This is a genomic window from Catalinimonas alkaloidigena (genome assembly GCF_029504655.1).
GTDB classification, from domain to species: domain Bacteria; phylum Bacteroidota; class Bacteroidia; order Cytophagales; family Cyclobacteriaceae; genus Catalinimonas; species Catalinimonas alkaloidigena.
This window is the reverse complement of sequence record NZ_JAQFIL010000001.1, coordinates 4,708,662-4,729,390: the sequence shown is the minus strand read 5'-3', so window position 1 is coordinate 4,729,390 and position 20,729 is coordinate 4,708,662. Positions and strand designations below refer to the sequence as shown.

At 44.7% G+C, this 20,729-nt stretch carries 12 protein-coding genes and 1 pseudogene; 8 read left to right on the top strand and 5 right to left on the bottom strand.

The genetic code is table 11. The features are described 5' to 3' along the window. The first annotated feature begins 3 nt into the window (after positions 1–3). The 5 genes from OKW21_RS19285 (at position 4) to OKW21_RS19265 (ending at position 8,438) form a co-directional block, all read left to right on the top strand. Complete coding sequence (locus OKW21_RS19285; RefSeq protein ID WP_277482239.1) at positions 4–3,558, top strand: SusC/RagA family TonB-linked outer membrane protein; 3,555 nt, start codon at positions 4–6, stop codon at positions 3,556–3,558. A 34-nt stretch (positions 3,559–3,592) separates the two neighbouring features. Continuing rightward, positions 3,593–5,335 carry a RagB/SusD family nutrient uptake outer membrane protein gene (locus tag OKW21_RS19280; RefSeq protein WP_277482236.1) on the top strand — a complete coding sequence of 581 codons (1,743 nt, stop codon included), beginning with the start codon at positions 3,593–3,595 and terminating at the stop codon, positions 5,333–5,335. Then, positions 5,313–6,233, top strand: a complete 921-nt coding sequence (locus OKW21_RS19275; protein ID WP_277482234.1) for an endonuclease/exonuclease/phosphatase family protein — start codon at positions 5,313–5,315, stop codon at positions 6,231–6,233. Before OKW21_RS19280 ends, OKW21_RS19275 begins: the two co-directional genes overlap by 23 nt. Before the next feature lie 133 nt (positions 6,234–6,366). Continuing rightward, the gene (locus OKW21_RS19270) at positions 6,367–7,848 is read left to right on the top strand and encodes an aminopeptidase P N-terminal domain-containing protein (RefSeq protein WP_277482231.1); all 1,482 of its coding nucleotides are present in this window, start codon (positions 6,367–6,369) and stop codon (positions 7,846–7,848) included. A gap of 194 nt (positions 7,849–8,042) precedes the next feature. Beyond that, positions 8,043–8,438: a nuclear transport factor 2 family protein gene (locus OKW21_RS19265; protein WP_277482228.1), complete on the top strand. Its 396-nt coding sequence runs from the start codon at positions 8,043–8,045 to the stop codon at positions 8,436–8,438. Positions 8,439–8,623: 185 nt separating this feature from the next. Here OKW21_RS19265 and OKW21_RS19260 read toward each other — a convergent pair whose 3' ends face one another. From OKW21_RS19260 to OKW21_RS19250, 3 genes are all read right to left on the bottom strand, one after another. Beyond that, positions 8,624–9,004 carry a hypothetical protein gene (locus tag OKW21_RS19260; protein WP_277482226.1) on the bottom strand — a complete coding sequence of 127 codons (381 nt, stop codon included), beginning with the start codon at positions 9,002–9,004 and terminating at the stop codon, positions 8,624–8,626. Between the two features lie 336 nt (positions 9,005–9,340). Beyond that, positions 9,341–11,164, bottom strand: a complete 1,824-nt coding sequence (locus OKW21_RS19255) for a M61 family metallopeptidase (protein WP_277482224.1) — start codon at positions 11,162–11,164, stop codon at positions 9,341–9,343. Positions 11,165–11,378: 214 nt separating this feature from the next. Then, the gene (locus OKW21_RS19250; protein WP_277482223.1) at positions 11,379–12,023 is read right to left on the bottom strand and encodes a PQLLE family protein; all 645 of its coding nucleotides are present in this window, start codon (positions 12,021–12,023) and stop codon (positions 11,379–11,381) included. Between the two features lie 512 nt (positions 12,024–12,535). Between OKW21_RS19250 and OKW21_RS19245 the strand changes: the two genes are divergently transcribed. The 3 genes and pseudogenes from OKW21_RS19245 to gcvP all read left to right on the top strand — a co-directional run bounded on the left by OKW21_RS19245 (position 12,536) and on the right by gcvP (position 18,493). Then, complete coding sequence (locus OKW21_RS19245; RefSeq protein ID WP_277482222.1) at positions 12,536–14,749, top strand: outer membrane protein assembly factor BamB family protein; 2,214 nt, start codon at positions 12,536–12,538, stop codon at positions 14,747–14,749. A 3-nt stretch (positions 14,750–14,752) separates the two neighbouring features. Beyond that, a pseudogene (locus OKW21_RS19240) lies at positions 14,753–15,250 on the top strand (YpsA SLOG family protein). A 330-nt stretch (positions 15,251–15,580) separates the two neighbouring features. After that, positions 15,581–18,493: an aminomethyl-transferring glycine dehydrogenase gene (gene gcvP / locus OKW21_RS19235; RefSeq protein WP_277482221.1), complete on the top strand. Its 2,913-nt coding sequence runs from the start codon at positions 15,581–15,583 to the stop codon at positions 18,491–18,493. A gap of 182 nt (positions 18,494–18,675) precedes the next feature. On the opposite strand, the gene OKW21_RS19230 is transcribed toward gcvP, so the two are convergent. After that, complete coding sequence (locus OKW21_RS19230; RefSeq protein ID WP_277482220.1) at positions 18,676–19,119, bottom strand: hypothetical protein; 444 nt, start codon at positions 19,117–19,119, stop codon at positions 18,676–18,678. A 25-nt stretch (positions 19,120–19,144) separates the two neighbouring features. Then, entirely contained in the window at positions 19,145–20,725 is a 1,581-nt protein-coding gene (locus tag OKW21_RS19225) for a RagB/SusD family nutrient uptake outer membrane protein (protein WP_277482218.1), read from the bottom strand. Between the last annotated feature and the right edge of the window lie 4 nt (positions 20,726–20,729).

Here is a 20,729-nt window from a genome sequence, read left to right as displayed (position 1 = left end):
ACTATGAAACCAAAATTACCTTTTGTGAAGAAGGGCTTCATCAGCAGTTATGCGCTGCTATTGCTTGCCTTATTGCATCTGGCCTCACCGCCTCTGAAAGCGGGACCAGAAAATCATGAACCGACAAGCATCTCGCTTTCTCTTAGTGATGTAAAGCTGATAGAGGTGTTTGCGGAAATTGAATCTCGATACGATTTTCAGTTTGCCTATGCAGAGGAGGTAGCAAAACTGAATCAGGTGTTTACCATCATCAGCCGGGAAGAAAGCATTGAGCAAGTACTGGAAATGCTGGCTCATCAAGCTCCCATAAGATACCGCATCAACGGGCAAACAATTTCTGTGACCTTAAAGCGCCGGCCTCAGCTCAAAAAACAGCCTCTGGAAAATGTAAGTGGTCAAGTAACCGATCAGGAAGGACAGCCCATCCCCGGAGTTTCCGTGCTGATCCAAAATTCTACTGTCGGGACGATCACTGATATAGATGGAAATTTCAGGCTGAACATCGCCGATGATATTGATGATCCTGTCCTGGTATTTTCTTTTGTAGGTTATCAGACGCAGGAAGTAAAAGTAAACGGACAGAGCAGCCTGAATGTAAGTCTGTTTGAAGATGTAAAAAGCCTCAACGAAGTAGTGGTTGTCGGTTATGGTACGCAAAAGAAAGCCAATCTTACCGGTGCGGTTTCTCAACTGGATGCGCAGGAGCTGGCCAAGCGTCCCAATGTAAACCTAACCCAAAGCTTGCAGGGGACACTTCCCGGCTTAAATATTAACCGTGGTAGCGGGAATCCCGGTGCTGAGCCAAAGCTCAATGTGAGAGGTTATACTTCTATCAATGGCGGTGGCCCGCTGATACTGATAGACGGTGTAGAGGGTGATATTAATAAGATAAACCCTGCTGATGTCGAGTCGGTTACAGTTTTGAAAGATGCTGCTGCTTCAGCTATATATGGAGCCAGAGGGGCATTCGGCGTAGTATTGGTAACAACCAAAACCGCTCAGGCAGGCCGTACACGAGTAAGCTATACCAACAACTTTGCCTGGGGAACTGCTACCACTAATACCGACTTTGTCACTGACCCTTATCAGGCGGCTATGCTGGTGGATGAAGCTTTTCAGGTGTCTGTAGGAAGGACCTATACCGGTTATTCTGAAGCGGATTATGAAGAGTTGAGAAGAAGGTCAGAAGATCCTTCGCTTCCTGATGTAGTGTTGGATAATCGCAATGGGAGAGAGCAGTACATCTACTATGGAAATACGGACTGGTGGAACACCATGTTCCGCAAATGGCAGCCTTCACAAAACCACAATGTTACCATTACCGGTGGCACAGAAAAACTAAGTGTTTTGCTCTCAGGACGTTTTTACAAGCAAACCGGTATCCTGAAAATACAGGATGATAATTTTGAGGCGTATAACGGTAGAGCCAAGCTTGACCTGAAAGTAAACGACTGGCTGAGCCTTTCAGAAAATATCATGGTCAATACCAGCGACCAGCTCACCCATGGTGGTAGCATGTATGGATGGGATGATCCCTGGGGAAGCCTGATCTGGGTACATGCCCTGCCTTCTTACACATTGACCAATCCTGATGGTACCGCTACTTTCCGAACCGAGTTGAACAATTATACTATTGGAGATGGGGTGTTTGCCTCTTTGCTTTATGGCAAAGCAAAAGAAACCATCAACAAAAGACAACTGGTAAACACTTTTGGCGCTACCCTCACACCTGTTCCCGTAGAAAACCTGAGTGTTAAATTTAACTACACCAACCGCTGGGATTTTCATGATGAAGTAGAAAGAAACGTGAGAGTGCCCTGGTCGGTATATCCCGGACAGATAGATTATCTGGGCAATGATCAGCTGAGGGAATTGAACTTAAAGGAAAACTATACTGCGCTAAACCTTTACGCCAATTATGAGCATAATATTGGACGTCATCACTTCAGTGAGATGATTGGTTTTAACCGCGAACTTAAGAGTTATGAGTCGGTGGATGCTCGTAAGAAAAACAGCCTTTCTGATGAGTTGAACGCACTGGATTTGGGAAGTAGCGATCCTGAAGCTTACGGGGATGCCTGGGAATGGGGTATTCATGGGTATTTCTTCCGTGTCAATTATGATTACGACAGCCGTTATTTGTTAGAAGTAAACGGCCGATATGATGGTTCTTCTCGTTTTCCTTCCGAATACCGTTGGGGCTTCTTCCCATCAGTTTCTGCCGGATGGTCTATTGCCAACGAAGACTTCTTCGCCAGATTAAACGAGTATGTCAACGATCTGAAGCTGAGGGTTTCTTATGGCTCATTAGGTAATCAGCTAGGAAATGATTATTACGCTTATGTACCTACCTTGAGCAAGTACACTTCAGGCGCTTATGCTATAGATGGCAATAAATTAGAGTATGTAAATCCTCCTGGCCTCAATCCACTGGATATTACCTGGGAAAAAGTAAATACCCTCAACCTGGGTTTTGATATTTCAATTTTGAAAAACCGCCTGACTTCTAATGTGGATTTCTTCCAGCGAAATACTTTGGGTATGCTTACCCAGGGAAGAACGCTTCCAGCGGTTTTAGGTACACCCTCTCCCGAGGAAAATGCCGCTGACTTACAGACCAGAGGATTTGAAGTATCACTTTCATTCCAGGAAAGCTTTAATGTGGGGGGCAAGCCTCTCAACCTTGTACTGAATGGAACAGTCTCCAATCAGGTAACTGAAATCACCAAATTTGATAACCCTAACAATTACCTGGGAGACTACTACGAAGGACAGACTGTAGGTGAAATCTGGGGCTACCATATTGAAGGTTTGTTTGCTTCCGATGAAGAAGCGCTAAATCATGCGGACCAGACCCGGGTGAACGGCCGAATTAATTCATCTCCCGGGGAGTTTGGTATGCCCAGGGCAGGAGATGTCAAATATGCTGACCTGAATGGTGATGGCCTGGTCAGCGAAGGAGACAATACCCTGGAAAATCCCGGGGACCGAAGAGTAATTGGAAATGCTACACCTCAGTTCCCTTACAGTTTCGGCATACAGGCGGATTGGAATAATTTTGATATTTCCGTTTTCTTCCAGGGCATTGGCAAACAGGACTGGTATCCTAACCGTGACTCCCGTTTGTTCTGGGCCATGTACAATCGCCCTTATAACTCATTCCTGAGGAAAGACCTGGTGAATGACATGTGGTCAGAAGATAATCCCGATGCATACTTTCCTCGTTTGAGAGGTTACTCTGCCCTGAGCAGTGATGGTGAGCTAGGAACGGTCAATGACCGCTACCTGCAAAGCGTAGCTTACCTCCGCCTGAAAAACCTGAGTATTGGTTATACTTTGCCTCGTCAATGGGTGGAAGGTATTAATCTGGAGAACGTAAGGTTCTACTTCAGCGGAGAGAATCTTGTGACCTTTAGCAAGCTTACAGATTATGTAGACCCTGAAGCCGCTTCTGCCGATGTGGATTTCTCGGAAACTTCCCAGGCAGATGACCGTGGGACGGCCCAAACTTATCCATTCAGTAAAACTTTCTCTGTTGGAGTCACTGTCAATTTCTAAGATGATTGTGTCAATGCACCAAAATTTTAAACACATGCAACGTAAAATATATTTAGCCATTCTTGGAATGTTTGTTCTTCTGTTTGCTGGCTGTAGCGAGGATGAACTGGACATGAGCCCTTTGTCAGAAGTAACCACTGACAACTTCTTTCAGAAAGCCAGCGATTTGCAGCTTTATACCAATTCCTTTTACCTGATGATTCCTGAAAGGATTTACCGGGAAGATGATGGAACAGATAATGTAATTCTCAACTCAGCCGATGAACGCCTGAGGGGTGATAGAGTGATCCCTACCGATGCAGCAACGGCTGATTGGACCTGGGATGACCTGAGAAAGATCAACTACTTTCTGCAAAACTATCAGCGTTGTCAGGATGAGGCTGCCAAGCGTCATTATAGCGGGGTAGCCCGTTTCTTCAGAGCGTACTTCTACTTTGACAAGGTCAAGCGTTTTGGAGATGTACCCTGGTATTCAGAGCCGGTAGAACCTACCGATGAGGAAGCACTGAACAAAACACGTGACTCTCGTCAGTTGGTAATGGATTCGGTACTGGCTGATCTGGATTACGCCATAGAAAATATGAATGCAAGTACAGAAGTGTATCGTGCTACCAAATGGACTGCTATGGCCCTGAAGTCCCGTGCAGGGCTGTATGAGGGGACTTTTAGAAAATATCATGGTCTGGAAGGTAGTGAAAAGTTTTTGAATGCATCGTGGGAAGCTGCTGAAGCATTGATGGAGTCCGGTACTTATACAGTTTACTCTTCTGGTAATCCGGAAGAAGATTATCGTAACTTCTTCTCTTCTCATGATGCTATTGGAGATGAAGTGATTTTAGGGCGTCAGTTTGTAACCGAGCATGGCATTGACCACAATGTCAATTATTTTACCATCACCTCATCTTACGGTATGCCCGGCATGCCTAAAGATTTGGTCAACAGCTATCTGATGCAGGATGGAAGCCGCTTTACCGATCAGCCTGATTTTAACCAGATAGAGTTTGTGGAAGAAGTACAAAACCGTGATCCCCGACTTTCACAGACGATTCGTACGCCTGGTTATACTCGTCTGGGAGAAACTTTCGTGCTTCCTCCTGATCTGGGCGCTACTGTTACTGGTTATCAACTCACCAAATTTGTGACTGAGCCTGCTTTTGACAGTAATGATGAATCTATCACAGACATGCCCATCTTCCGTTATGGAGAAGTATTGCTAAACTATGCCGAAGCCCGGGCAGAGCTGGGCATACTAACCCAAGACGATCTGGAGCGCTCGGTTAATTTGCTGAGAGCCCGAGTAGGCATGCCGGGTATGAACCTGCAAGCTGCTAACAATAATCCTGATCCTTACCTGCAGGCGCAGTATGTCAATGTAGAAGCAGGGCCAAATCAGGGCATTATTCTGGAAATACGTCGCGAACGCCGCATTGAGCTGTTTATGGAAGGCTACCGCTGGGATGACCTGATGCGCTGGAAAGAAGGCCAAAAGCTGGTACAGGATATCCGCGGTATGTATTTTCCGGGAGCAGGGGAATACGATCTGGAAGATGATGGCGATATAGATGTAATCATTTTCAGTGGCGAAGCAGGAGATAAACAGGATGGTGTATTGTATCTGAAACTGGGAGAAGATATTGCGCTGGATGCTAACGGTTTGATTAATCCTTATCCCAGTCTGGGAGAAAGAGATTTTGACGAGAATAAAGACTATCTTTATCCCTTACCGAGAACCGAAATATTGTTAAACCCCAACCTTGAGCAGAATCCGGGATGGTAATCTCCGGGATGGTAATCCCCAGGATGGTAATCAGGTTGGAAAGAAAACACTAATGTTTGTTTCAATGCTAAAAATTAATCCATTTGCATTAGTATTAGGAGCCGCTCTTTGGGCGGTTTCTTTTTCCTGTACACCCACCACTTCGGAAAGCAGCCAGGAAAATGAAGCTGCAAAAGCTGTAACGGAACTACGCGTCATGGCCTATAATGTGCATCATTGTAATCCACCTTCCGAAGCTGGTAAAATAGATGTAAAAGCGGTAGCTGAAACGATCAGGAAGCAAAATCCTGACCTGGTCGCTCTGCAGGAAATAGATGTGATGACGGGCAGGTCGGGTGAGATAGATCAGGCTAAAATGCTGGCCGAACAGTTAGAGATGAATTATTACTTTGGCAAAGCCATTGACCATGATGGTGGAGCGTATGGCGTAGCCATTTTATCTCGCTTCCCAATCTCAGAAGAACAGACACATCCTCTACCTACACAAGCAGGCACCGGTGGAGAAGCCAGGGTGCTAGCTACTGTTGAAGTACGACTTCCCGACAATAGGACCCTAAGATTTGGCTCAACTCATCTGGATGCCCAAAAAGAAAATACCAATCGCCTCTTGCAGATCAAGAAGATAGGAGAACTTATATCCGATGAAGAACTCCCCATAATCATTGCCGGAGACCTCAATGCTACTCTTGATTCTGAAGTAATTGGAATTTTAGACCAACACTTTCAAAGAAGCTGTAATGATTGTCCTCCCACTATTCCGGTATTAAATCCTACCAAAGCCATTGATTTTATCGCATTTCGGCCTCAGTCCTCGTTTGAGGTGCTTCAGCATGAAGTAGTTTCCGAAACTTATGCATCTGACCACCTTCCGGTAGTGGCAGTGCTTCGTTTACAGTAGCGCCTGAGCAGTTCAGTGCCTGATAGATTGCGAACTTGCAACTATTCTTTCAAAAAGCGCATTTCAGTAGAGATGATATAATTTGATGAGATTATATTCGTAATTTTGTTAGCACCTAACCTGAGATTGTCGCATGAAAAATATATGGATTAGCTTATTGCTTTGGACAGCATGTCTGGGGAGTGATGTTTTTGCGCAGAAGCCTAACCTTCCTGACGATTTTCTTCCTATGGACTTTCATGCCGAGCGGCGTGAAGCTTTGCGTGATAAAATGCCAGACAATTCGGTAGCAGTATTTTTTGCCAATCCAGTTCGTAACCGGGCCAATGATGTAAATTATATGTATCATCAGGACCCAAACTTTTATTACCTCACCGGGCATCGTGAACCTCATTCGGTACTGTTGATATTCAAAGAAGAGCAGCAAATGAATGGTCATTCCGTAGATGAAACCATCTTTGTAAAAGGACATGACGCTTTAAAAGAGCTATACGATGGTGGGCGACTGGGAAAAGAGGGAGCAAAAGAAAAACTGGAATTTAAATTGACTTTTGAAGGAACAGATTTTCAGGACTACAATATTGACTTTTCTAAGTTTGACAAAGTGCTCTTCTACGATTTTTATGATGATGTACGGGACACCAAGGAGAAAGGTGATCTCTACGATCTGATAGCGTCCTTCAAACAAAAAATTAATTATCCGGATGAAAAAGAACTGGTCATAGAACCTGAACCTAGTCAGAATAACCTGGATATTAAAATTCTTGATAGTCTGATGAGTGAGCTTAGAGGAATCAAAACTAAGCAAGAATTAGATCTTTTGCGTAAAGCAGTAAAAATATCAGCCCTGGGTCAGGTAGAAGTGATGAAAGCCATGCAGCCGGGCATGTCGGAACTGGAAGTACAGGGCATGCATGAGTTTATTTACAAAAAGTATCAGGCAGAGTACGAAGGTTATCCGAGTATTGTGGGAGCCGGACACAATGGATGTGTATTGCACTACATTGAAAATTATAAGCCGGAAATAGAGGATGGAGAACTTATCCTGATGGATTTGGGAGCAGAGTACCACGGCTATACTGCCGATGTGACCCGTACCATTCCGGTAAATGGTAAATTTACCGAAGAACAGAAAATTATTTATGACCTGGTTTATGAAGCACAGGAAGCAGCGATGGCGATTTGTAAAGAGGGTACTACCTTCAAAGAAATTTATGCTGCTACGGCAAAAGTGATTAACGAAGGTTTGGTGGAGCTTGGTATTTACGAAAGCCTGGAAAAAGAAGATATTATCAACCCTGCTACTGGCCGTAATCGTTATTATCCTCACGGTTGCACCCACCACATTGGCCTGGATGTCCACGATCTTGGTGAGTATGATACGCTACGGGCAGGGATGGTAGTGACGATCGAACCCGGTATATATATTCCGGAAGGAAGTCCCTGTGATCCAAAATGGTGGAATATTCCGGTGCGCATTGAGGATGACTATCTAATTACGAAAGATGGTTACGAACTGCTTTCAGATCTTGCCCCACGCAAAGCAGAAGACATAGAAGCTATGATGGCTGAACCCAGTGCTTTTGATGCTATTGAACTCCCTCAAATCAAATAAAGAGCTGAAATTCTCATTGTAGCTTATATTTATTCTCAAAATAAGTATAAAAATATGTGCTGTAATTTTTCTTGAAGCTTTTTTCTTATAAATCCCCCAACATGGGGGATAAATTGCCCCTCTGAACTCTTGGATTTGTCATTAAAATATACTTATTTAAAGTATATTGTTTCACCCTTAACACCTACCTAACTATGAGCTATTTACAAAAAACCAAAGAGTTACATGCTATGCTGGATCAGGGAAAAGATCTGGAAGCATTGGACATTTTTTTTCACCCTGACATGCAAGCTATTGAGAAGCCAAATGGAGAAGTCCGTAAAGGAGTTGATGCCCAAAAGAAAGCAGTACATGAGTGGTTGGAGATGGTACAGGAGTTTCTTGGCGGAGGAACCAATGTGATTACTGCCAATGAAGACGCAGGCGTTAGCATGGCCGAGACCTGGATGAAGGTAAATTTTAAAGGCGCGCCTGCGCCAATGACGATGGAAGAAATCGTTGTGTACCGCTGGGAGGGAGATAAAATCAAAGAAATGAATTTCTACTACCATAATGCCCAGCAGGATGCCCAAAAGGCAGCTACTGTTTAGTGGATGATGACAAGATGGAACGCTTTTATTTAATATTTTGGTGACCTATTTACCTCGCGCTTGAATAAAATAGTCTCGGAATATTTCTAGTAGTTAAATTGTGGTTAAGCATGAAAAAAGGCTGTGCAACATACGTGCACAGCCTTTTTAACTTGACTTCCTAACTACTTAACTTACTCTACCTATTACATTTCTAAATCTTTGGATGCATATAACTCTCCCTCTTTAGTGAAATAGAGTATAGCGGGATTATCATCATGGCTTACCTGTAACTGATATACTTTATCAGGGAACTGATCACCGATATACATCTCTAATGCTTGGTCTCCTAAATGCTGGTCTAGTGCAGTTCCACTCAAGATGTAAGCTTCTGCCACTTCAGCACCTTCAAAATCACTGTTTTTCAATCCTTCGTTTACTTCCTCAGGAATTTCAGAGTTCTTTATTTTCTCAATACCTTCCCCTTCAATCATCTCTTGCTTATCCTGAGTTTGGGTTTGATCCTGTGCTTGCAATGTGGCAAATGAAGCAACTGCTATTCCGAGTGTCAATATTATCTTTTTCATAATTATATTAATTTAATTATTACCAATTTATTTATAATACACTATGAAAAAATAGATCCAGTAATTTTTAATAATTAGTAATCTGCTGAAAATCAACTATTTACATATAATTTTTTATTCTATTCAATAATTTGTTGGGTAAATTATTCAACATAAATGTAGATATATTATACATTAATTGTTGACTGGAATGCCGGATGGCTATAGAAAATAAAAAGCCTTACCTCCACTGTAAGGTTTTGAAAGTAAGACTGTTGTACAAAGCTGATGCTTTAAAGACTTGTATTTCCAACGGCTGACTGAGGCTGAAGAAAGATTATACTTTTAGCATTAAGATTATTTGGCCTCCAGCCATGAGTTCCTCAATTGCAGCATTTCTTTTCCGGGTTTTTCATCCTTTTGTTCCATGAATGAGGTAGCATAGGCTGGATCAGCTTTCAACTCCATATTCACTTTTCTAGGTTTTCCATATCTCTCAAAGCCTACTTCTACTGTTTCTTTAACAGAAAAACTGCTCATTAACTTACCAAAGTCATCAACTGCTGTGAGAAGAGTATCTCCCAGGGCTAGTATGGCGTCTCCCTGATTTAAGCCTGCTTTATAAGCGGGGCTGCCTTCGGTAGGATTAGTGGCAATGATGCCCTTTCCTCCCTGCATCTGAACATAAGCTCCAAAGTAAGGTGCTTCAGGATTAGCTCTCTCAAAAACTACCCCAACGCTGGCAAGGAGGTTTTCATAATCAGGCATCTGACTACCGAAGATGAATTGACTAAAAAATGTATTGGCAAATTCAGCATTGGTATACTCAGCTAAGGTAGATTGTAGATCTCTGATGGTATAGGGTTGCTCTGTTGTCCCATACTTTTCCCATAGTGCACGCATATAGCCATCCAGCGTATGACCACCCTCCAGATTTCTAAGAGAGAGATCAAGTGCCAGTCCAAGCACACTGCCGTAAGTATAATAAGAGATAAAAGTATTCTCCCTGTTCACCGGGTCAACCGAACGAGCAGCATCTACAAAGGGCGCCTGATAACTCATTTCAATAGGCGTGAAGTATTGCAAAGCAGGAGAGTTCCATACATAATTGAGCCCACCAGCGAGGCCATTTATATATGCTTCCTGACTGATCAGGCCTGCCCGACACAAGATCAAAGTGGTATAGTAGCTGGTAAAACCTTCAGCAAACCACAATTCCCCCGACATATTAGCCTCTTCATAGTCAAATGGCTTAAGGGTAAGAGGACGAATCCTTTCCACATTCCAGGCATGGAAAAACTCATGAGAAACCGTACCTATATTATTCTCCATACCACCTTCGGCCAGACTACTGGTGCTGGTAAGTATGGTAGAGTTACGGTGCTCCATGCCATCACCGGAAGCGTTAGGCATATAGCAGGCCAGAAAAGTATATGTACCATAATCAAAATCGGGTAAAGTGCCAAAGACTGCCTTTTCCTGTTGTACTACTTTCTTCACTTTTTCAAAATACTCATCCAGTTCAGCTTCTGTACCGGGATGATGCAGAACGAGGCGGATATTATAGCTTTTTCCATTAGACTCTTCCTGAAACTCGCGGAGCTGGTAATTGCTGATCTCGGTAGGGCTGTCCATAAAGTAGTCCAGGTCAGGAGCGTAGTACAGATTATCACCTAAGTCTTTGAGTTGCGTAGCTACTTTCCAGTTCAGATCATCCCGTACATTAAATTTCACCTGAACAGGGCGCTGAGCAAGGGCAGGAGCATATATAAAAGTAGCGGGTATATTGAGATGGGCATGCGTTTCATCTACCTGTGAATAAGTACCATCGCCTCGGTTGGCGAAAAGTGTGTAGCTTAATACCACTGTGCCGTCATGCCCGCTGATATTCCATTGGTGAGGATTAGGACGGGTGATTTCCAATTCTTCGCCTTTACTATCTACCGCTTTGACGTCATATACATTCTTGGCAAACTCATGCAGGGCATAGCGACCGGGAGAAGTACGGCTCATACGTACTTCCAAGACTTTGTGCTCCAGATTGGTAAAGGTGGCTTTGATTTCGGCTTCATGATGTACCGCATTGGCAAATGAGATCTCGTAAGCATTATGTGTTTGCGCAAAAGCAGTAAGATGAAGGCACAGCAATAATAGCAGGCTGGCAATGGAAATAGCTCTCATAAGTATAGTATGGGTTGGCGGTGATACTCAAATTGCGAAAATAAAGAAAAACCAGACTAAATCTATCATGGGGAGCGTAATCACACGCTCCACGCCTGACGTTACAAACGCGCGTCAGTTAAGCCTTTTCTAGCGCGCATTTACAACGCTTGCTCGCAATTTTTTCCCTGGAGGTATCTACCTGGCGTGCCGTTTATAACCCATGCTGTCTATTTCACTTAGAAGGCACTACAATTCCCATAGCTTCCAGCAGTTGAGGGTTATCTTTGCAGGCGAGTTCGGCGGTGCTGATGAAGTAGCGGAACCACTGACGCAGCTTTAGTACTGCCTTCTGTTTCATTTCGGTAGTCTGCTGGGCCAGACGACGGCTGTCAAAACGCAGTACCTGTAGTTCTGTGAGTTTACCAATGAGCTTTTTCACTTCGCTAACTTCTTCAGGAAGAATACCTACTGGCTGCAACGCTTCTGTATCCAGATGCTTGTAAAACTGCTGTACCTGATCCAGCCAATCCGTATAACGTCTCTTACGACTACCCTGCAATTGCAGCTTCTTAAGTATACCTTCATCTTCCCGGTAGACAAAACGTGCGGCAATACGGTGTTTGGTATAAATGCTGTCAATGGTATCACGTGCCTGGTTCAGACGACGCTTTGCTATACTCGCATTACTCTGGGTTTCCTCCTGCTTTGTCTGCCAGTTGAAGACATCTTCGCATAGCGCAAATCCTACTTTCACCTTTTCAAGGGTGAGTCCTGCCTCTGCCATAGCAGCTTCAAGTTCAGGAATAGAAATGACTGCCTGCACAGCGATGTCTACATAGTAGGTCAATTCATTTTGATTGAAAGATGAGATTTTCATATCCGCTTTAGTTTTTTGTAATACCAAAGATAAAAATATTAATATTTAAATAAATTATATGAATTATACTAACATAACATGGATGGAAAATGAGCGAAATGATGAAAATAAGGCTTAATCAATGAAGGGAAACGTCTACCCAATGCTGGACTGAGCCTTGTAATAGGGTAGGTTAGCTGCTTAAATATGTTTTCTGAGGTTTAAAATTACCTGAGCAGCAGGTACAGAGGGCAAAGTGATGTTCAAAACCCTCATAATACTTAAAGAAATTGCCCGGCTAAGCCTAAAAATCATTTCGGAGGGAGGCGACGAGTACCAAGCCGAGGCTCAATACTAGTTTTGGAAGCAGGGATATGCCTGTGCTGAGGCTAAAAAAAGGGTAGGGATGCTAAAGAAGACCGGGATAGAAGTATCAATCCTAGAAAATAATGCCCGAGACTTTGCGCGGCTTTATAAAAGCTTTCTATTTTAGGAGCTAAGTGATTAAGTAGATACTCAACAACCTGACTGTAATGAATCAATATTCCCCTATACTAGCGCGTGTTTTTAGTGCGTTCATTCTTGTGCGCGTTTGTAATGCCTGCTTACTATTTTACTTAGTACTTTACTTCACAGCCTGCCAGCCGCATGCCCACACTGATGCTTCTGCCGCATATCAAGACTGGGAAGTATATCGTGGTACTGCCGCCGCCAATCAGTTTTCTGCTTTGGAGCAAATCAATACCACCAATGTACAGCAGTTGGAGCCGGTCTGGGAATATTATAGTGGAGATGCCGGAGAGCGTACTACTATTCAATGCAATCCGCTCATCATTGATGGCGTAATGTATATCACATCTCCCAAACTTGCGGTCGTTGCCCTGGATGCACAGAGCGGAGAAGAAATCTGGAAGTTTGTACCGGAAGCAGAAAATACCATTTCGGGAGTCAATCGGGGCGTTACGTATTGGCGTGAAGGAGAAGATAAGCGTATCCTTTTCACCGCTGGTTATTATCTGATTGCCCTGGATGCCAGTAATGGTGAAATTATTTCAAGCTTTGGCAGTAATGGCAGGGTTGACCTAAGAGAAGGGCTTATCTATCCTGCGGAAGATCTCAGTCTTTCTGCTACCTCTCCCGGTATCATTTATGAAGACCTGATTATCATGGGATCGGCTACCGGTGAAGGTTATAATTCATCTCCTGGCTTTGTACGTGCCTATGATGTGCGCAGCGGAGAGATGGCCTGGGTGTTCCATACCATACCTCAGGAAGGAGAGCCTGGCTACGAAACCTGGGACTGGCAGGAGGGTGAATGGTATGGGGCGGTCAATGTGTGGGGAGGCTTGAGTCTGGATAAAGAAAGAGGCTGGGTTTTCCTGGCTACCGGCTCTCCCTCTTATGACTTCTATGGCGCCAATCGTAAAGGTAAAAACCTCTATGGCAATTCGGTAATTGCTGTAGATGCAGCTACCGGAGCGTATATCTGGCATTATCAGGTGGTACACCACGACCTGCTGGACTATGACCTGCCCTGCGCGCCCAGTTTAGTAAGTATAACACTAGATGGTGAGGAAAAAGACGCAGTAGTACAACCTACCAAAATGGGTTATCTGGTGGTACTGGACCGTGAAACCGGCGAACCACTCTTTGAAATGGAAGAACAGCCCGTACCCGCTTCTGACATAGCGGGAGAAGAGGCCTGGCCTACCCAGCCTTACCCTAAAACCGGCTTCTACACGCGCCAGACTTTGACCGAAGATGATTTGAGAACGTTCTCTACCGGCACCGATGATGATCCATTGGAAGAATATGGTAAATACCGCTACGAAGGGCGATTCACTCCCCCCAGTATTCAGGGGAGTCTGGGAATGCCCGGCACCTGGGGCGGTGGCCTTTGGGGTGGGGCTTCGGTAAATCCTCATACTGAAGTGATGTATATTAATGCCAACGAACTGGCTTCCATCAACAAGATTCGTCCGGTCACGGTGCGGGATGAGGTAGCGGTGATGGATGATCAACCGGATGCTGAACCAAGTAGATCGTTGGGGCAAAATCTTTATGAACTCAACTGCTCGGCCTGCCATGGTGCCGACCGGCAGGGTATCCAGCCCTCTTTTCCCTCTCTGTTGGAGGTCGGCGAGCGTTATGAAGGTGAGAAAATTGCAGGAATCATCAGGAATGGAAATGGCGCTATGCCTGCCTACAGCCAGTTTTCTGACAGAGAGCTGGCCTCAATTGTACTGTTTCTGGAGGAAGGAGCTGAAAGTATGGAAAATACCAGCCTATCTTCCTCAGAAAAGCAGTCTCAGCGCTATGTGACAGCTGGTTATAATAAATTTATGGACAAAAAAGGCTACCCCTTATCCAAACCACCCTGGGGCAGCCTCAATGCTATTGACCTGACTACCGGAGAACTCAAATGGAAAGTGCCTTTAGGCGAGATTGAAGAGCTCACTGAAATGGGAATCCCTGTTACCGGCAACCGTACCTTTGGCGGCTGTATCAGCACGGCAGGAGGGTTGGTGTTCATTGGGGCTACTACCGATGAGAAAATTCGGGCCTTTGATGCTGAGACCGGTGAAGAGTTATGGCAGGCTACCCTTCCTGCCGGTGGCTATGCCGTTCCGGCTACCTACATGGTGGGTGGCAGGCAATATGTAGTTATCGCTGCCGGAGGAGGAGGAAGAGGCGGTACTCCTTCTTCCGATGCCTATGTGGCTTTTGCCCTGCCGGAACAGGAGTGATAAATGATAGTCAAAATTATTTCCGGTGGACAGACAGGCGTAGACCAGGTTGCACTGCGTGTTGCACAGAAACTGGGAATACTACACTGAGGGTGGTGCCCCCCGGGACGTACTTGTGAGGATGGAGTGATCCCGGAAAGCTTTACCTTAGAAGAAACTCCTCAGGAGAGAAGTGAAAATGCTCCTGATGTCCCTCGTTCGCTACGCAGCGAGTGGAATGTGCGGGATGCGGATGCTACCCTGATCCTAACTTCACAGGCCAAGCCCAAAGATGCGGGCACTCGCTGGACAATGAAGGCTGCAGAAATCTATCACAAGCCCTTACTCCTCCTTGACCCTGGCTTGAAAGTATCAGAAAAATTGCTAACAGACTGGTTAAAAGCAAAGGCGGTGCGAACGCTCAATGTAGCCGGGCCTGCTGAAAGTACAGAAGAAGGCATAGGAGATATAGTATTCGCTTTTCTTCGCCTTTCCTTGCTTAGCCATCAAGAGAAATATTGAGATAAAATAGTCTTACCTGTACAGACATTCATCCACTTGGCTTTTGTCAGGTTTTAAGGAGTTTCAGACTTGTCCGAAAGAAAACATTTGTGCTTAATATTCGTCCTAATTTGATGAACTACTCCTCACCAAGTGCGGTTATCTGCTAGAAAAGAATAAAAAGAGCAGCGCGCTCTTATTTTTCCGTACTTGTATTCTATATTTGCGGTTTGGCTAAAAAGCCAGACTAAGCAAAGCCTGCTTATGGATTTAGATGAATATATTGAGCTGAGCGTTAGTGATTTATATTCACAGCAGGTTTTAAGACATGAAAAATTATTTCTGTAGCTCATGAAGATAAATCTTTCGTCTCCTACCACTTTTGAACATCGTCACAATGGCCCCCGTCCGGAAGAAATCAAGGAAATGTTGGAAGCGATCAAGGCTTCTTCGCTGGAAGACCTGATTGATGAAACGATTCCCAAAGCCATTCAACTCAAGAAAAGGCTGAAGCTCCCTGAGCCTAAGTCAGAGTATGACTTTCTGCAATCTTTCAAAAAGCTGGCGGCTAAGAATAAAGTTTTTAAGTCTTATATAGGCATGGGCTATTACGATTGTATTGTGCCCTCCGTTATTCAAAGAAATATATTGGAAAATCCGGGTTGGTACACTGCTTACACCCCCTATCAGGCAGAGATTGCACAGGGCAGGTTAGAAGCTTTGATCAACTTCCAGACCATGGTGATGGATATGACTGCCATGGAACTGGCAAATGCTTCTCTTCTGGACGAAGGAACTGCTGCTGCCGAAGCCATGAGCATGTTTTTAGGATTGCGCAAGGGGGCTAAAAAGAAGTCACATACCTTTTTTGTAGACAGCCGCACTTTCCCTCAGACCATAGATGTGTTGAAAACCAGGGCTAAGCCGGTAGGCATCAATCTGGTGATTGGCGAGCTCAGTGAGCTTGACCTTAGCGATGAAGACCTTTTTGGCGTACTTCTGCAGTACCCTGATGCCGATGGAGCGGTTCACGATTATAGCGCGTTGACCGAAGAAGCTCATGAGCAGAGCGTACATGTGGCAGTTGCCGCTGACCTCCTAAGCTTGAGCATGCTTACTCCTCCCGGTGAGTTTGGTGCCGACTGTGTGGTAGGTACCAGCCAGCGATTAGGCGTACCTATGGGCTATGGCGGACCTCATGCAGCTTATTTTGCTACCCGCGAAGCTTACAAAAGGCAGATTCCGGGCAGAATTATCGGTGTGTCTCAGGATGCTACCGGTAAGAAAGGGTATCGTATGGCTTTGCAAACACGTGAGCAGCACATCAAGCGTGACCGGGCTACCTCTAATATCTGTACAGCGCAGGTTTTGCTGGCCGTAATGGCAGGAATGTATGCGGTGTATCATGGCCCCAAAGGGATCAGAAAGATTGCTGAGCGGGTACATGCCATGGCCCGTTTGTTAGAGAAAGGACTAAACAGCCTGGGTTTTGAGCAGCTAAACGCTGCTTACTTTGATACGCTTAAGCTTAAAGTAGAAGATCAGGCATTGCTTAAGAAAATTGCCGAGCTGCAGGAGGTAAACCTTCGTTATGAAGGTGATTTTGTCGGCATTTCAGTGGACGAAACCACCCGACTGCATGATGTGCAGGCCCTGCTGGAAATTTTTGCCCAAGTAGCCAATAAAGAATTAACTTTTGATCTACATGCGGAAACCAGCGAGATTACCATCAATTGGCCTGAAAATCTGCAACGCACCTCTGAATACCTGACACATCCGGTCTTTAATATATACCAGGCCGAGCATGACATGCTCCGCTATATCAAAAGTCTGGAAAATAAAGATTTATCTCTGGTACATTCTATGATTTCTCTGGGCTCCTGCACCATGAAGCTGAATGCTGCTACTGAGATGATGCCGCTGAGCTGGCCTGAATTCGGAGGTTTGCACCCTTTTGCTCCCCTGAATCAGGCTGAAGGCTACCAAAAGCTTTTTAAAGAACTAAAAGCCTGGTTGAGCGAGATTACAGGTTTTGCAGAAGTTTCTCTTCAACCTAATTCCGGTGCCCAGGGAGAGTATGCCGGACTGATGGTGATACAGGCTTACCATGAAAGCAGGGGCGAAGGTCACAGAGATAAAGTGCTTATCCCCACTTCTGCCCATGGAACCAACTTCGCCAGTGCGGTAATGGCCGGGGGAGAAGTAGTATTAGTAAATTGCGATGACAAAGGAAATATTGATCTGAATGACCTTAAAGCCAAAGCAGAAAAATATCATAGCCAGATTTCATCGCTGATGGTAACTTATCCCAGTACCCACGGCGTATTTGAAGAAGAGATCATGGAGATCTGCGACATTATCCATCAGCACGGCGGGCAGGTGTATATGGACGGAGCCAATATGAATGCGCAGGTAGGATTGACCAGCCCGGCCAATGTAGGGGCGGATGTTTGTCACCTTAACCTGCACAAGACTTTCTGTATACCTCATGGAGGAGGCGGACCAGGTATGGGACCTATTGGCGTAGCAGCTCATCTGGAGCCTTTCTTACCAGGAAACCCGGTGCATAAAGTAGGAGGGGAACAGGCTATTCATGCCATCTCCGCTGCACCTTACGGCAGTGCCAGCATCCTGACAATTTCTTATGCCTATATTGCTATGATGGGTGGATCAGGACTTACCAATGCTACCAAAATAGCTATATTGAACGCTAACTACATCAAGCAGCGTCTGGATGGTCATTTCCCGGTGCTCTACACCGGAAAAAATGGACGCAGCGCGCATGAGATGATTATTGATTGTCGTGAGTTTAAGAAAGCGGGCATTGAGGTAGAAGATATTGCCAAGCGACTGATGGACTACGGATTCCATGCACCTACAGTATCCTTTCCGGTTCCCGGTACGATGATGATTGAGCCTACCGAAAGTGAGTCTAAAGCCGAGCTGGACCGCTTTTGCGAAGCTTTGGTGAGTATTCGTCAGGAGATCAAAGAGGTGGAAGATGGCATAGCCGACAAAGAAGATAATGTACTGAAGAATGCGCCTCATACGGCTGAAGTGGCCTTAAGTGATGTGTGGAACTTCAGCTACAGTCGTGAAAAGGCTGTTTATCCCCAGCCATTTGTGAGAGCACATAAGTTCTGGCCATCAGTAAGCCGAATTGACAGTGCCTATGGAGACCGTAATCTGATGTGCAGCTGTATCCCTATGGAAGCTTATCAGGAAGCGGAAGGACAGGAACAGGAAGTCGCCGACATGGCTTAATTGCATAAAAGGCTTCCTTTTTGGAGGGAGTCTTTACTATTTTCAACGGTGAATTTCTTAAAGTGTAGCGAATTAAGTGGTATAGAAATTTGGGTTGAAACTTAGTGTTACAGCAATAAAAGAAAAAGGCATTACTGAAAATACAGTAATGCCTATATAAGAAAAGAGTTTTCAGTCAGCCACTATTCTTCAAGCCTGATCTCTATGATGCCTGAATCTGTAGCCCCTGAAAACACCACAGTTACGGCATCCCCTACATTCATTAAATCGGCTTCTCCCCTGGTATAGGTTACAGAAGTGTTCAGGTCTTCATCCACAGTTACATCTTTCTTAGTTCCCTCTAAGGGCAATAACTGCAATGCTCCATCCGGATTCCATGAAGGCACCTGGTTTTTTAACACTTCTGCTTCCATCACATCCCCTGGTTGTGCATTAGGGAAATGGGCAAAGATGGTAAAATCCTCATCCGCAGTGGTTACACCCGTCGTGGTGACCTCTGAAATATCAGTAAATATTACGTTTCCGTTGTCATCCCGTGGGATGTCAAAGTATGGCTGGTCGGTACAACCCATTATCAGAATAAAAGTCATCAGTAATGAGAATGACAAGATATTTTTAGTTTTCATATTGCTCAATTTTTAGTTTAGATGATTATTCACCATTACTACCGCTGGTTTGTACTGGCAGATATCCAAAATTCTGCTGGATTACTCCATTGTTGATCATTTCATCACCGGGTATAGGCGATAACAAATGCTGAGAAGTAAAAGCAAAATTGAAAATTTGAGGCTGATGGCCTATAAAGTTTTGGATACTTGAAATTTGTCCATCACCATATACTATGCACTTTCTTGTACGTCGCTGATCCCAGAGCATCTTGTTTTCAAACACCAGCTCCCAGGCACGTTCGCTAAGAATATCTTTGAGCGTAACACCACTGAGAGGAGCTAATCCGGCTCTTGCTCTTACTTCGTTGATGCCTTTCTCAATCTCGGAAGGGCTTTCATTTAATGCCCAATTCACTTCTGTAAGCATTAATAAAATATCAGCATACCGATAATGAGACCAATTAAGTCCGGAACCATTGACTGATTTTACTGCAGCCTCATCGTAATACTTGAACAGGTGAGGAGGTGAAAAACGGACCGTATCTGTTACATCGTCAATATTGGTATCCCAGGTAAAAAACATCTGACGTTCCATAATACGCTTATCATTGGGAGCATAAGAATTGTAATAATGTTCAGCTGGAACAAATGAGCCATTCTCATCTGATTTTGAAATTTTAGTCAACAGGGGTAAAGAGGGCTGTACGATGCCATTGTTAAACCCGGGATCGGATGAGTACTGTACCTGAAATATGGCTTCGCCCAGATTATTCATAGCCGGGTCGTGCAAATCATCGTAAGTTCCCAGGGAATAAGTACCGTACAACTCATCAAGCAGGACTTTGGCTTTTCGTAAAAAAGCGGTGGAACTGGCACTATTTACCGGATAATCCTGCATAGACCATAGGCCTTCTCTGCACCAGTCTCTTTGAGGATCAGTTTCTACTTCCTGATAAGGATATCCTGATACTGTAAGATACACATCGGCTAATATCGCTCTGACCACATCCTGTGTTACCCGTCCATTGTCTGACTTTCCAGCAGGAACAACCCCCAAGGCGAATTCAAGATCAGGGATGATCACTTCATCATAAATTTGCTTGAGGCTGGTCCGTGGCATTTCCGCCTGGTTCACGTTTTCAAGAGGTTCTGTGATCAGCACCGCATCACCCCAGTACCGTACAATACAGAAATAGTAGAATGCTCTTAAGGCACGTGCTTCTCCCTGGTACTGGGCCAATTCTGCTTCCGGCAGATCTACGTTGGGAAGCAATTCCAGTGCGAGGTTAGCATCTTGTACGCCAGCATACCAATTTGACCATTGATTGTTGAAATTGTCGAGCAGGTTACCAGTTACCTGGTTGGTCGAGTATTTATCAAATTGGGCATGGGGTTCACCGGTATAGGCTCCGCCGGTAGGAAACTCCAATGTATTGGGTAGTACATTACCCCAATCTCTGGCACCCCCAGTCCAGGCAGATAGCATTCTATACGCCCCAATGGTTAGGGGTTCCCCATACTCCCTGGAGGTTAAATCGGCCTCAGCAGTAAGTTGGTCGGTAGGCACTTCTTCTAAAAAGTCCTCGCAACTACTAAGCGTAACAAAGAATAACACCAAAGTCATTGTG